Origin of the sequence: Glutamicibacter sp. M10 (genome assembly GCF_025452055.1) — a bacterium.
Taxonomy (GTDB): Bacteria; Actinomycetota; Actinomycetes; order Actinomycetales; family Micrococcaceae; genus Glutamicibacter.
This window is the reverse complement of the sequence record NZ_CP104918.1, coordinates 2,256,290-2,270,507: the sequence shown is the minus strand read 5'-3', so window position 1 is coordinate 2,270,507 and position 14,218 is coordinate 2,256,290. Positions and strand designations below refer to the sequence as shown.

The following is a 14,218-nucleotide window of genomic DNA, read 5'->3' as shown; positions in this document are numbered from 1 at the left end:
TGGGCATGGCTTGCCAGCCAAAGATCAAGTCTACACGAAACCAGTACGCCTGGCGCTGAGTTCTAGCGCACAATTAACGCTGCTTTTTACCTCGTACCGGGTCCTTGCCGCGAATGATTTCACGCAGCCGGGTGAGCCTGGCGCCAATGGTTTTTTCGGCCCCATTAACTGTCGGCGTGTAGTAGTTGGTGCCGACTAGATCATCGGGCAAATACTGCTGGGTGGCGATGGAATGTGGCGCGTCATGGGCGTAGATGTAGCCCACGCCGTGGCCCAGTTGTTTGGCACCGGGATAGTGTGCGTCGCGCAAATGATCTGGAACCAAGGATCCCTTGCCTTCGGCTACATCCGCTAAGGCGGCGTTGGTGGCGTTGTAGGAGGCATTGGATTTTGGTGCGGTCGCCAAATGCACGGTCGCTTGGCCCAGCATGATCCGCGCTTCGGGCATGCCGGTCAGTTGCACCGATTGGGCCGCGGCGACGGCCAGGGGAAGGGCGGTGGGATCGGCCATGCCAATATCTTCACTGGCTGAAATCATCAGTCGCCGGGCAATGAAGCGGGGTCCTCCCCGCGGAGAGCATACGTGCAAGATAGTGCAGGGCGGCATCCACGTCGGAGCCGCGGATGGACTTGATGAATGCGGAAATGATGTCGTAGTGCTGGTCGCCGTCCCTGTCGTAGCGCTGGACCGCTTGGTCCATGGCCAGCTGGACGTGATCCGCGGTGATCTGCACCGGCGGGGCCACGCCAGCTCCGGCGGCGTTCCAGGCCACTGCCCCGGCAGCTTCCAGCACGGTCAGCGAGCGGCGGGCATCGCCCTGGGCCAGCCGGACGATGGCATCGCGCTGCTCCTCTTCGAGGATCACCTGGTCGTTGAAGCCGCGTTCGTCAGATACGGCGCGTTCAAGCAGGGTCGACAGGTCACCGTCGGTCAGCGGACGCAAGGTCAGTAGCAGCGAACGCGAGAGCAGCGGGGAGATCACCGAGAAGGACGGATTTTCCGTTGTCGCAGCCACCAGCACCACCACGCGGTTTTCCACCCCGGGCAGCAAGGCATCTTGCTGGGCCTTGTTGAAGCGGTGGATCTCATCGAGGAACAAAACGGTGGTGACCCCGCGCAGGTCGCGGTCGTCCTTGGCCTGCTCGATGACCCGGCGTACGTCCTTCACCCCGGCGGTGATCGCCGAGAGTTCGACGAATTTGCGGTCGGTAGCGCGGGCGATCACATGGGCGATGGTCGTTTTGCCGATGCCCGGAGGCCCGTAGAGGATCACGCTGGCCGGACCGGCCAAGCCGGTCTCCGGGTTTTCGGCAAGCTGGCGCAAAGGCGAGCCGGGACCGAGCAGGTGCTGCTGGCCTACCAGTTCATCCAGCGACTTGGGGCGCATGCGCACCGCAAGAGGCGGACGCGGCCGGTTGACTTGGGGCTCGCGTGCTTCGCGCGGATCATCGGACAGGGAATCGAACAAATCGCTCACCTGCTAAGCCTACCGATATTCTGGGAGTCGCGCGGTGCATGCCAACACGCCACCGCCGACACCTATTGCCTCTTGAAAGGACTTGCTCCATGCGCGCCGTCGTCCAGGTCGCCAGCACCGCCCACGTCGAAGTTGAAGGGGAGATCACAGGCCGGTTGGACTCCCCGGGCTGGTGATCCTGCTGGGCGTGACTCACGATGACGATCAGGCCACCGCGCGCAAGGTCGCCCAGAAGATCTGGCAGCTGCGCATTTTGGAGGATGAAACCTCCGCTGCCAGCAAAAATGCCCCGCTCTTGGTGATCAGCCAGTTCACCCTCTACGGCTCGGTGCGCAAGGGGCGCCGGCCTTCGTGGTCCAATGCGGCACCAGGGCCGGTGAGCGAGCCGTTGTACGAATACTTCGTGGCTTACTTGCGGGAACTGGGCGCGAGCGTTCAGACCGGCGCATTTGGCGCGATGATGAATGTCTCGCTGACCAATACCGGTCCGTTCACGATGATCGTCGACTCGGCAGACCTCCCCTAGCGGCTGGTGCTCTGTACCAGTTTGGTCAGTTGCTCGAAGCTGGCTCGTTGCTCGGCTAGTTCTACCCGACCGGCGGCGGCTAGTTCGTAGACCTTGCGCCCCGGCCCGCCTTGGCCTTCTTGCCACCGGGTTTCCACGAGACCCGCGGCTTCCAGCTTCGCCAATGCGGGGTACAGCGTTGCGCCTTTGAGCGGGCCGAAACCGCGTTCTTGCAGGGACTTGGACAGGGCATAGCCGTGAGCGTGGCCGTTGGAGAGCTCAGCCAGCAGGAGCATCGGGAGCATGGCGCGTTGCCAGCTGCCAGGAAATGGCGAGTCCTTACTCATCGCGGCCTTCTTCCATACCGCGGACTTGGGCGCGCCTTTCAGCAAGCTTGGATTCTACGTATTCTGCGCGATTCGCCGGGCGCAACTCGTAGAGGGTCACCGCAACAAAAATCAGAAGGCACGCCGCGAAGAAGATATCCCATCCGCTGCGGTCTGGGGCGATCGCCTCCGGCACGAGGCTGAAGCTGTAGAGGCCCACTACGGCTAGCGGTAGCAGGCGGCGTAGTAACCAGCGTCGCTTCAGCGCTGTGCCGGTGTTCACTGACAGGCCGATAGCGAATTCGCCCGGCGTGCCGAACTCTTGCGCAATGCTGGCCCCGCCGCCCTCCATGCTCATATTCGACCAGTGCTCGCGGGCAGGTTCCAGAGCGGACGCCGCTTCCTGCTTCGCATTCCGTAGCGCCCGCGCAGCAAACGAGTGGTTTCGGCAAACCACGCTTCTGGATCCGTGAAAGCGCAGGCGCCACCGCGTACTGGTTCAGACTCATCATTCCATGGCAGCCAGAACACACCGACAGCCAGGGCGATGCCGAGAATCGGCGCCAGCCAATTGGGCAGCGGCATGACCTCTCCACCGCCGAATACCGCGATCAGTACGGCTGCTGCGATGGAAACCGCAATTCCGGACAACCCCAGCACCCATGATCGCGCGAATTTGCCTTTCAAACGGTAGAACCACCACAGGTGCCCGGATAAGGCGATTCCCGTGCCTGCAGTCAGCGCCGCCAGTTGCCAGAAGTGCCACGAGTTCGACGTCCATCCGTCGCGGAATCCGACCCACGTGCCAAAACCGGTGCACAGCAGGCCAACAACGAGCCCGATGCCAGCCAGGAGCAGCAAACTGCTGTTGATCGGCATCTCCGAATCCGCAAGCTGCTGCGGATTCAGGCGCGCGAAAGCCCGGGCTTCGCCGAATTCAGCGGGATCACCAAAGAGTTCTTCTGCGCTTTGACCGCTGTCGCGGAGCGCATCCAGCACTTTGCCCAGTTCCGCTGCGCACTGGGAATCGTTCAGCTCCTTCCACCACATCGCGATGTTGAAGTCCTGCGCCCATTGTCGGTCGCTTTCAGGGTAGAGCTCGATGATGTCATTGGGTTCTGCCGAGGCCAAGTGCTCTCCTGGGATCTAAAAGTCTAGGTTGAAAACCAACCTAGTATTAAAACCAGCTTTAATCTACTTTTTAGCCTATTTCATGCAAAAAAGTAGCCGGATCGAACGCATGAATACGTTCAATTCGGCTACTTGAAGCTGCGAAAGCCTACTTGGCTTCGGCCTCTTCGGCCTTCTTCTTCTCAGGCTTGAAGTCGATGCCAGCTTCCTTGCGCTGCTGCGGGGTAATTGGCGCAGGTGCCTGGGTCAGTGGATCGAATCCGCCACCGGTCTTCGGGAAGGCGATGACGTCGCGGATGGACTCCGAGTGGGTCAGCAACTGCAATACGCGGTCCCAACCCAGTGCGATGCCGCCATGTGGTGGGGCGCCGTACTTGAAGCCTTCAAGCAGGAAGCCGAACTGGGTGTCGGCCTGCTCTTGGGTCACGCCCATGAGCTTAAAGACACGTTCCTGAACGTCACGCTGGTGGATACGGATCGAACCGCCACCAATTTCGTTGCCGTTGCAGACGATGTCGTAAGCGTAGGACAGTGCCGAGGCAGGATCGGCGTCGAAGGTGTCCATGAACTCTGGCTTAGGGCTGGTGAATGCGTGGTGCACAGCGGTCCAAGCGCCAGCGCCCACAGCCACGTCGCCCGAGGCAACAGCGTCGGAGGCAGCTTCAAACATTGGTGCGTCGACGATCCAGACAAACGCCCAGTCGCCTTCCTTGATCAAACCGGTGCGGTGACCGATTTCAACACGGACCGAACCGAGCAGTGCGCGCGCTTCGTTCTTCTTGCCAGCGGAGAAGAAGATGCAGTCGCCAGCGCTTGCGCCGGTAGCTGCGGCCAGGCCGGCCTTCTCTTCATCGGACAGGTTCTTGGCTACTGGGCCAGCAAGCTCGCCATCTTCCTTGATCAATACGTAGGCAAGGCCCTTGGCACCGCGCTGCTTGGCGAATTCCTGCCAGGCATCCAGGGTGCGGCGAGGCTGCGAAGCGCCGCCAGGCATGACTACGGCGCCGACGTACTCGGACTGGAAGACCTTGAAGGAGGTGTTCGCGAAGTACTCGGTCATTTCGGTCAGTTCCAGGCCGAAGCGCAGATCCGGCTTGTCCGAACCGTACTTGGCCATGGCCTCCGAGTACGCCATGCGGCGGATCGGGGTCGGCACCTGAACGTCGATCAGGTTCCACAGTTCGGTAACCAGCTTTTCGCCCAGCTCGATGATGTCATCTTCTTCGACGAACGAAGCCTCGATATCCAGCTGGGTGAACTCTGGCTGACGGTCCGCACGGAAGTCCTCATCGCGGTAGCAGCGAGCGATCTGGTAGTACTTTTCAAAGCCACCAACCTGCAGCAACTGCTTGAACAGCTGTGGGGACTGAGGCAGCGCGTACCAGGCACCCGGGGTCAGGCGTGCAGGAACAACAAAGTCGCGAGCGCCTTCCGGGGTGGAACGGGTCAGCGTTGGGGTTTCGATTTCGATGTAGCCCTGATCGTGCAACAGGTTACGTGCTACACGGTTAGCCTCGGAGCGCAAACGGATGTTGCGTGCCGGGGTTGGGCGGCGCAGGTCAAGGTAGCGGTGACGCAGACGCGCCTCTTCGCCAACCTCAACGTGCTCGTCAACCTGGAAAGGCAGGGGTGCTGCGGTGTTCAGCACGGTGACGGTATCAGCGATAACCTCGATCTGGCCGGTTGGCAGGTTCGGGTTTTCGTTGCCCTCCGGGCGGCGCTCGACGTTGCCGACGATCTGCAGCACGAACTCATTGCGCAGCGGGTGGAAGTCCTCTTCGTCGCGTACAACAACCTGGGCTACGCCCGAAGCATCACGCAAATCCAAGAAGGCAACACCACCGTGGTCACGGCGACGCGCGACCCAACCGGTGAGGGTAACCTGCTGTCCAATGTGCTCAGCGTTCAAGACGCCCAGCTGATGAGTGCGTAGCACTACGATCCTTTCGGTCGGTTGGGAAAGTTTCTCCCCATGAAGTTTAGTGCACCTTGCCAAGGTGCGTGTGCGGGCCAGTTGGCCGCAAGTATTAGCTGATGGCGATCTTTAGGTCAGACTCGGCCGGCATCCAGGTGAGCGGATCGGCAGTTACCTGCTCACCGGAGCGAATGTCCTTAACCTCGTGGGTGCCGTCATTCTGGGTGAACCAGACAAACGGAATCCCGCGTCGATCAGCAAATTTGATCTGCTTGCCAAATTTCTCGGCACTGGCTGCTACCTCGCAGGCGATTCCGCGTGAACGCAGCTTCGAGGCCACATCCTGAGCTTCGTGCCAGGTGTCATCGTTGGCCAAGGTGACATATACCACTGATGGAACGCTGCGGCTGGCGGTGACCACTTCTTCGGCCAAGATGCGTGAAATCAGCCGGGTGACGCCGATGGACAGGCCCACACCTGGGTAGTTCTTTTTGCCCTTGGACGCCAGCGATTCGTAGCGTCCGCCGGAGCAGATCGAACCCAAGGATTCGTGGCCTACCAACACGGTTTCGTAGACGGTGCCGGTGTAGTAGTCCAGGCCGCGGGCGATGGAAAGGTCAGCCATCACCTTGCCTGGCGCACGCTTTGAAGCAGCATCGATCACCTGGGAGAGCTCATCAAGACCGGTGTCCAGCAACTCGTGGCTTACCCCGAGTGCTCGGACTTGTTCCACGAATGAGGTGTCAAGGGTGCGAATTTTTGCCAGTGCCAGTGCCGCATCAGCCTGCTCGCGTGTTGCGCCGACTTCTTCAACCAGAATCTTGGCGACAGCTTCATCGCCGATCTTTTCCAGCTTGTCGATGGCGCGCAATACCGCATCCGGATCTTGAAGACCCAGTCCACGGTAGAAGCCTTCAGCTAGCTTGCGGTTATTCACTCGCAGGCGGAAGTCGCCAATAGGCAGGGCAGAAAGCGCATCGGCGATGGTCAGCGCGAGCTCCACGTCGTAGCTAAATGGCAAGGTGCCATCGCCAACCACGTCGATATCAGCCTGGGTGAACTCGCGGAAGCGACCGTCCTGTGGACGCTCGCCACGCCAGACCTTCTGCATTTGGTAACGACGGAATGGGAAAGCCAAGTATCCGGCGTTCTCCACGACATAGCGTGCAAAAGGCACGGTGAGGTCAAAGTGCAGGGCCAAAGCGTTGGGATCGTTTTTATCGTCTTCGGCAGCCAAACGGGACAGCCCGTAAACTTCCTTGTCGATTTCGCCCTTGCGAAGCAGCTGCGCACGGGTTTCCACGGCGCGGGTTTCAATATTTGCGAAACCATGCAGTTCAAAAACATGACGCAAGGTGTCCAGCACGTGCTGTTCAACAGCCCGTTCAGCTGGAAGCCATTCTGGGAAACCTGATAGTGAGGCCTTGCGTGCCATGAAACTCCTTAGTGCAAATTGGGCTACCAATACATCTTAAGCCTGATTTGCAAGAAACCTGTGCACGTCGGCTTACTAAGAAACGGAGGTCACAGGTAGAGTTGGCTACAGCAAGTGCTCGTACAGTGAAAGAGTTTCAGCGGTGACCACCAGTCAGCAATCCGACGACAGCCAGAAGACCCCATTGCCGCAGGCGCAGAAGCCTGTAGCAAAGCCGGTCGTAGCGCCTAGCGTCGCACATACCACTCCCCTCGACGAAGCGGCTAAGTTTGCCCGCGTTACCGAAGATGGACACGTCTTCGTGATCATCGATGGTGCCGAGTTCCCAGTGGGTCAGTATCCCGACGCCACGCAGGAGGAAGCTTTGAGCTACTTCGTGCGCAAATATGACGACGCGATTTCCCAGCTCGTGCTCCTAGAGCAGCGTGTTGTAGCTAAGGCTCCGGCCGGTGAGCTGAGCAAGGCTGTCTCCACCCTCTCGGCCACCGTCGCTGAGCGCCACATGGTTGGCGATATCCCAGCGCTGGAAACGCGTCTTGAAAACGTTCGTGTTGCAGTCGAGGGTCTTAATGGCGAACAGCGCAAGGCTCACGATGAGGCTCGTGCTGAACAGCAGGCTGCTCGTGAAGCCATTGTTGAGCAGGCTGAAGCGATGGCTGAAAAGCGTCCAGAGCAGATTCAGTGGAAGACCGCTTCGGCGTCCATGAACGAATTGTTCGAAGCGTGGAAAGCCTCCCAGCGTTCTTCCGTTCGTTTGCCTCGGGCTACCGAAGATGCTTTGTGGAAGCGGTTCCGCGCTGCTCGCACGATATTTGATCGTCACCGCCGCGCCTACTTCTCGCAGCTTGATTCCACTAACGCCTCTGCGAAGGCTGTTAAGGAAGAGTTAATTGCTCGCGCCGAAGCTTTGCAGACCTCAACGGACTGGGCTGCTACGGCAGCTGAGTACCGCAAGCTCATGGATGAGTGGAAGAAGTCGCGCCGTGCTTCGCGCAAGGACGACGATCAGCTCTGGGGACGCTTCCGTGCCGCTCAGGATGTTTTCTTCCAGGCTCGTACCGAGGCCAATGCCAAGATTGATGCTGAGTACTCAGAGAATCTGGTAGTGAAGGAAGCCCTGTTGGAAGAAGCGCGTGCGCTTTTGCCAATTAAGGATTTGGCTACCACCAAGACCAAGCTTGAGAAGATTCGCGATCGTTGGGAAGCTGCTGGCAAGGTTCCACGCAACGACCTACAGCGCGTTGAATCAGCTCTGCGTCAGGTTGAAGATGCCGTCAAGGGTGCCGAAGATGAGCAGTGGCGTCGGTCCAACCCAGAGACCAAGGCTCGTTCAAACTCGATGCTTTCCCAGCTCCAGGACACCATCTCTGCATTGGAAGATGACTTGGCTGCAGCTCAGGCTAAGGGCAACGCAAAGCAGATCGAAAAGGCTCAAGAAGCTCTTGATGCTCGTCGTATGTGGCTGAACACTTTGGAGAAGTCGGCAGCCGACTTTGAGTAAGTAATCCACAGATCGTCAGTACACCGTCAACGCGACGGCGCTTACTGGTTCAGTAGCTACATGGAATCTAGAAATTGCCAGGCTACCGAATCAGGCGCCGTCGCGTTGCGCATTCCGGAGGATCTTTGGATCGCCGGCCAAATGTTTAGTCGCAATGAACTACAAGCTATGGCCTCTAATGGGCTACTACGTGAAGTATTGGGCGATTGCTTCCTGCCCAGCAATATTCGGATCACGGCTTCACTCAGAGCACGTATCGCCGCGTTTGTCTGCGGACGAGAGTTGAATTCCAGCACTGTGCTGGCCAGACAAACGGCCGCGTGGATCCACGGCTTACTGCCCGAGGTTTATACGCTGTGTATCTATACACGCAGTTATCATCGCCCGTTTCAACCGGGCTTCGGGCTCAACGTTCAATTTATGCAAACCAGGGTGCCCGATACTCAGATGGTTTTTCGCAGTCGAGTCAAAGTGACATCGGCGCTCAGAAGCGTTTGTGACTGCGCACAGTTTGACCCACTACCCGTGGCAAGTCGGGTACTGAGCAACGCGATAAGCTTGCACGACCCGTACCTGAACTTAGAAACGATCAGGGATTCATTACAACGCTACGAACCATCCCCAGAACGCTCACGCGCCCTGCGTCTGGTTGATTCCTTCGATGACGTCGCGCAAGCGGCCTAACGTCGTGAACCTGCGGTCGTGCGGTACACGTCGTAGACACCGTCGATGCGACGCACCTGATTCAGTACGTGGCTCAAGAACTTAGGGTCGCCCATTTCAAAGGAGAAGCGGGACAGTGCCACACGGTCCTTGCTGGTCTGCACTGAGGCGGACAAAATGTTCAGATGGCTCTCGGACAGGATTCGAGTGACATCAGAAAGCAACGATTTTCTATCCAGCGCCTCAACCTGAATCTCGACGAGGAACACGCCGTGGTGCTTGGCGGCCCACGTGACATTGACCAGACGGTCAGGCTGGGTCGAAAGCTGTACCAGGTTCAGGCAGTCTGTGCGGTGCACCGAGACACCTGCCCCGCGAGTTACGAAGCCTTGGATCTCATCCGGTGGCACAGGCGTGCAGCAACGTGCCAGTTTAACCAGCACATCTCCGACACCTTCAACAATCACACCTGCGTCGTTGCCCGTAGTCGCGCTTGGAGCGTTCGGGCGAACTACGACTTCCTCATCAACCTGTTCGGCCTCTGGAGGGCCAATGAGGGCCGTCAGGTGCTCAATAACGTTCTGTGCACTCGTATGACCGTCGCCTACCGACTGGTACAGGGCAGAAATGTCGGTGTGGTGAAGTTCGTTGGCAACGGTGGTGAGCAAGTCATGGGTCATCAACTTCTGCAGTGGCAGATGGTTGCGACGAAGCTCCTTGGTCAGAAGCTCCTTGCCCTTTTCAATCGCTTCTTCTCGACGTTCCTTGGAGAAGTAGCCACGGATCTTAGCCTTGGCTCGTGGCGACTTAACGAAGTTTTGCCAGTCCTGGGATGGGCCAGCGCTTTCAGCCTTCGAGGTGAAGACCTCAACAACATCGCCCTGTTTAAGTTCAGTGTGCAGCGGTACAAGCTTGCCGTTGACTCGGCTACCAATCGTGCGGTGACCAACATCAGTGTGAATGGAGTATGCAAAGTCCACGGGAGTCGCACCCACAGGCAGAGACATGATGTCGCCCTTGGGCGTATAAACGTAAACCTCGGCCGAACTGATGGTGTAGCGCAGTCCGTCAAGGAACTCTTCTGAATCAGTGGTGTCGGCCTGCCACTCCATCAGGGAACGCAGCCAGTCCATGTTCTGCTCAGGCGAGAGCATGGAGTTAGCGGATTGTCCGTGCTTGTACTGGAAGTGCGCGGCAACACCGTATTCGGCACGCACATGCATGTCGTGTGTGCGGATCTGGATTTCAACCGGCTTGCCTTCTGGACCCATGACCGTGGTGTGTAATGACTGGTAAAGGTTCAGCTTAGGGATAGCGATGTAGTCTTTGAAGCGGTTTGGCAGGGGGTTCCACTCAGAGTGGACCACGCCGAGTGCGCCATAACAATCTTTGACCGTATCGACCAGAATACGAACGCCCATCAAGTCATGGATGTCGTCAAAGTCTTTTCCTCGAACAATCATCTTCTGATAGATCGAGTAGTAATGCTTCGGACGGCCCGAAACTGAGGCATGAATTTCTACATTGCCCAAGTCGCCGTTCAAGGTCTGTCGGATAGCGGTCAGATACTTTTCGCGTTCTGGTGTTCGGTCCCCCACCATGCGCACGATTTCTTGATACACCTTAGGATGCAGAGCGGCGAAGGAAAGATCTTCCAACTCCCACTTCACGGTATTCATGCCTAGGCGGTGAGCCAGTGGAGCGAAGATCTCCAAAGTTTCTTTGGCTTTACGTGAGGAAGACTCTGCTGAAACGTAACGCCAAGTGCGGGCGTTGTGCAGGCGGTCCGCCAATTTGATGAGCAATACTCGGATGTCGCGCGACATGGCAACAACCATCTTGCGAACGGTTTCGGCTGGAGCAGCTTCACCGTAAGTGACCTTGTCCAGCTTGGTCACGCCATCAACAAGCATGGCGATCTCTTCAGAGAATTCTTTTTTGACCGATTCGAGTGAGTACTCGGTATCTTCAACGGTGTCGTGCAATAGGGCGGCGGCGAGAATCGCTCCGGTCATACCCATCTCAGCAAGGATTGTTGCTACGGCTACCGGATGGGTGATGTAGGGATCGCCACTCTTACGCTTTTGCCCCTCGTGGTATTTCTCGGCTACCTCGTAAGCATGGACCAGTAGGTCCAGATCTGCCCGCGGATGCTTAGATTTGACGGTGCGAAGCAACGGCTCAAGCGTCGGCGAGGTGCCCGGAGTGCTACCGCGTCCAGCAAAGCGCACTAAACGGGAGATTGAGCGTCGTTTCGAATTGTTCAGGTTAGGCGTATTAGCCATGCCCCGCTCCTTCCCCATTGCCACCACACTTCGCTGGCAGCTGTGATCTTGCCGCGCGTCGCGTGCTGGTAGTTTTCGGTCGTAGACACCTCTACGACCTTGCACTTAAAAACACCTTGTTTGGTTCATTTGTTATAGCACGTTCGGCCGGTGACAACTAATTACACCGCTTCACGCAGTTGCAAAGAGGCACCTCCAGCGAGTGCTGGAAGTGCCTCTTTTAAGCTACTGCGGACTATGCCTGAGCGATCGACTTTGTATGTTCAGCAACATCTGCATCATTGCGTCGCAGCCATTGGTACAACGGCGCTTGAACGAACAGAGTGGACAGTGCCGAAATGATAATGCCGACGAACAAGGCCAACGAAAGATCCTTGAGCGTACCTGCACCAAGCATGTAGGAACCGATGAACAGAATCGACGCAACTGGAAGAACAGCAACAACCGAGGTGTTGATGGAACGAACCAGCGTCTGGTTTACCGCGAGGTTCACCAACTGTTCAAAGCTTCTGCGTGACTGTTTGGTGAAGTCCTTGGTGTTCTCTCGAACCTTATCGAACACCACCACCGTGTCATACAGTGAATAGCTCAGAATCGTTAGGAAACCGATGATCGCGCTTGGAGTAATCTCAAAACCGGAAATCGAGTAGATTCCGGCGGTCACGATGATGACAACGAACAAACCAACGATTGCAGCCAACGACATCTTCCAGGTGCGGAAGTAGACAGCCATGAGCAACCCGACAAGCACCACGAAGGCAACTAGTCCTACCAAGGCTTGACGCGATACGTCTTGGCCCCAGGTTGGACCGATGAAGTTACTGGTTACTTCCTTAGCTTGGACTTGGTATCCGTCAGCCAAGGCCCGTGCAATTTCCAAGGTCTCGTCATCGCTTAGGCGTTCGGTCTGAACACGCATAGTGTTCTGCGCAATGTTAGTAACTGTCGCTTCAGAACCCGAAGCCACAGAGGTAACAGCTTCTTCACCGATTTTGATGTCAGTGTTCTGCACGCCCGAAACGGTAAATTCTGAACCGCCACGGAAATCGATACCGAGGTTGAAGCCGCCCTTAACCACTGGAATCAGAATGGAAAGGATCACCAACGCGCCAGCAATGGCGAACCAGAGGCGATGCTTGGAGGTGAACGGGTAGGAACGCTTGCCGGTGTAGAGCTCGTTGCCCCACGTCACTAGCTTATTCATTGTTCTCCTCCTGCGCCTTGGACTCCTGCTTGCCCGGCTGTGAAGACTGTAGCGCCTCGGCGCGACGACGCTCGGCAATGGTCATGCGCTTTGCTGCTTCGCCTGAGGCCTTCGCGTTCTTCTTGCCACGGTTAGCCTCAGCATTTTCGCCGAATCGACGGATCTGCCCGGCGCCCTTGTACAGTGGCTCAACGCCCAACAACGAAGGGTCCAGACCGGATAGTCGGTGTCCGTCAGCGAAGAATCGGGTGCGGGCCAGCAATACCAAGGTCGGGTGCGTTAGTCCGTAAACAACGACGAGGTCGATGAGTGCGGTTAGACCCAAGGTGAAGGCGAAGCCTCGCACGTTACCAACAGCCACAATGTAAAGCACCACGGCGGCCAACAGGTTCACTGCCTTGGAAGCAAGGATGGTGCGTTTGGCACGTCCCCAACCAATATCCACGGCGCTTGCCAACGGACGGCCGTCGCGCAATTCATCTCGGACACGTTCGAAGTAAACGATGAACGAGTCAGCGATCAAACCAATGGCAACAATCAAACCTGCAACACCAGCCAGCGAAAGCCGGTAGTTCATTCCCCAACCGAGCAGGACCAGGGCCAAGTAAGTCAGGATGCCTGAAACCAACAGAGACGCAATGGTGACAAGGCCCAGTGCGCGGTACTGGAACAGCGAGTAGATGAAGACCAGAACTAGACCGATGACGCCGGCAATGAGGCCAGCCTTCAGCTGGTCAGCACCGAGAGTAGCGGAGACCTGACGCTCGGACTGGATATCAAAGCTGATCGGAAGCGCACCGTATTTGAGCTGCTCGGCCAGCGCCTGGGAAGTCTCCTGCGTAAAGCCGCCAGAGATCTGGGGGCGACCATCGGAAATTACGGCGTTGGTGGTTGGAGCCGAAATGGTTTCGCCATCAAGCACAATCGCAAACTGGTTCTGTGCACCCTGAAGTGCCACCAGTCGCTGAGTGGTATCTGCGAAGGTCTTGGTGCCCTGCTGGTTGAATTCAATAACAACAACCCATTCACCAGTCACCGATCCATTGGATCCACGTGCCAACTGAGCGTAAGCGTCAGAGATCTGGTCGCCAGGGATTTCCTGAGGGCCAAGAATGTACTTCGCCTGCGTGCCGGTATCGCAAGAAATCATTGGCTTTTTAGGATCAGCGTCTTCGCCGCTACCCTTGGCCAGCTCGGTCTTGCAATCGTAGGCTTCAAACTGCTTGTACAGATCCGCGGTGACCCAGCTGGTATCCGAAGCATTCTTCGGCTCATCCTTCGGGTTTGGCAGCTCCGCCTTAGCAGTCCGCTTGTCCTTAGGGGTCGCCTCGTAAGCGCCCGAAACCAAAACTGGGCGGAACTCCATTGCGGCAGATGCTTGGATCAGGTCACGCGTGGCCTGATCAGGAGTACCAGGCATGGAGACTACAACGTTACGACCGGACTGGGTGGTGATTTCAGATTCTGAAACACCAGATCCATCCACACGTTGGCGGATAATTTCTACCGCTTGGTCCAGCTGTTCCTGATTAATCGTTTGATTACCTTGAACCCGGGGGCCAAGATCATCTCGGTGCCGCCTTCAAGGTCGAGGGCCAGCTTGGGCCCCCACGCGGTTTTACCTGTCGCTGCACCAGCCACCAGCACGCCGGTTGCGATGATGAAGACGATCAGTAACCACAGCAACGCCTTGCGCGCCTGCTTTACTGGTCTGATTGATGACATCTATTGTGCTTTCTCGTTTTGGTGGCTGAACATTCGGGCCACCGCTGCCA

Annotated in this window: 9 protein-coding genes and 3 pseudogenes; 3 read left to right on the top strand and 9 right to left on the bottom strand. The window is 57.5% G+C overall.

Annotated elements, in window-relative coordinates; genetic code table 11:
* Window positions 1-73 precede the first annotated feature (73 nt).
* Window positions 74-1,478 (bottom strand): annotated as a pseudogene (locus tag N6V40_RS11100) (replication-associated recombination protein A).
* Window positions 1,479-1,567: 89 nt separating this feature from the next.
* On the opposite strand from N6V40_RS11100, the pseudogene dtd reads away from it, so the two are divergent.
* Window positions 1,568-2,004: pseudogene (gene dtd / locus N6V40_RS11095) on the top strand (D-aminoacyl-tRNA deacylase).
* On the opposite strand, the gene N6V40_RS11090 reads toward dtd, so the two are convergent.
* The 5 genes from N6V40_RS11090 to hisS all read right to left on the bottom strand — a co-directional run bounded on the left by N6V40_RS11090 (window position 2,001) and on the right by hisS (window position 6,790).
* A complete protein-coding gene (locus N6V40_RS11090) occupies window positions 2,001-2,330 on the bottom strand; it encodes a PadR family transcriptional regulator (protein ID WP_131088273.1) in 330 nt (109 codons plus the stop codon). The pseudogene dtd and the gene N6V40_RS11090 overlap by 4 nt on opposite strands.
* Window positions 2,323-2,667 carry a hypothetical protein gene (locus N6V40_RS11085; RefSeq protein ID WP_262197665.1) on the bottom strand — a complete coding sequence of 115 codons (345 nt, stop codon included), beginning with the start codon at window positions 2,665-2,667 and terminating at the stop codon, window positions 2,323-2,325. The genes N6V40_RS11090 and N6V40_RS11085 overlap by 8 nt, the downstream gene beginning before the upstream one ends.
* Complete coding sequence (locus N6V40_RS11080; RefSeq protein WP_262197664.1) at window positions 2,664-3,440, bottom strand: DUF1129 domain-containing protein; 777 nt, start codon at window positions 3,438-3,440, stop codon at window positions 2,664-2,666. The genes N6V40_RS11085 and N6V40_RS11080 overlap by 4 nt, the downstream gene beginning before the upstream one ends.
* Before the next feature lie 148 nt (window positions 3,441-3,588).
* A complete protein-coding gene (gene aspS, locus N6V40_RS11075; protein WP_262197663.1) occupies window positions 3,589-5,376 on the bottom strand; it encodes an aspartate--tRNA ligase in 1,788 nt (595 codons plus the stop codon).
* A 91-nt stretch (window positions 5,377-5,467) separates the two neighbouring features.
* A complete protein-coding gene (gene hisS, locus N6V40_RS11070; protein ID WP_131088276.1) occupies window positions 5,468-6,790 on the bottom strand; it encodes a histidine--tRNA ligase in 1,323 nt (440 codons plus the stop codon).
* A 142-nt stretch (window positions 6,791-6,932) separates the two neighbouring features.
* On the opposite strand from hisS, the gene N6V40_RS11065 reads away from it, so the two are divergent.
* Complete coding sequence (locus N6V40_RS11065; protein ID WP_262197662.1) at window positions 6,933-8,291, top strand: DUF349 domain-containing protein; 1,359 nt, start codon at window positions 6,933-6,935, stop codon at window positions 8,289-8,291.
* 105 nt (window positions 8,292-8,396) lie between these two features.
* On the top strand, window positions 8,397-8,975 hold the full coding sequence (locus N6V40_RS11060; RefSeq protein WP_262197660.1) for a hypothetical protein: 579 nt from the start codon (window positions 8,397-8,399) through the stop codon (window positions 8,973-8,975).
* On the opposite strand, the gene N6V40_RS11055 is transcribed toward N6V40_RS11060, so the two are convergent.
* The 3 genes and pseudogenes from N6V40_RS11055 to secD form a co-directional block, all read right to left on the bottom strand.
* On the bottom strand, window positions 8,972-11,239 hold the full coding sequence (locus N6V40_RS11055; protein WP_131088279.1) for a RelA/SpoT family protein: 2,268 nt from the start codon (window positions 11,237-11,239) through the stop codon (window positions 8,972-8,974). The genes N6V40_RS11060 and N6V40_RS11055 overlap by 4 nt on opposite strands.
* Before the next feature lie 235 nt (window positions 11,240-11,474).
* Entirely contained in the window at window positions 11,475-12,443 is a 969-nt protein-coding gene (gene secF, locus N6V40_RS11050; RefSeq protein WP_131088280.1) for a protein translocase subunit SecF, read from the bottom strand.
* Window positions 12,436-14,168 (bottom strand): annotated as a pseudogene (gene secD / locus N6V40_RS11045) (protein translocase subunit SecD). Before secD ends, secF begins: the two are co-directional and overlap by 8 nt.
* Between the last annotated feature and the right edge of the window lie 50 nt (window positions 14,169-14,218).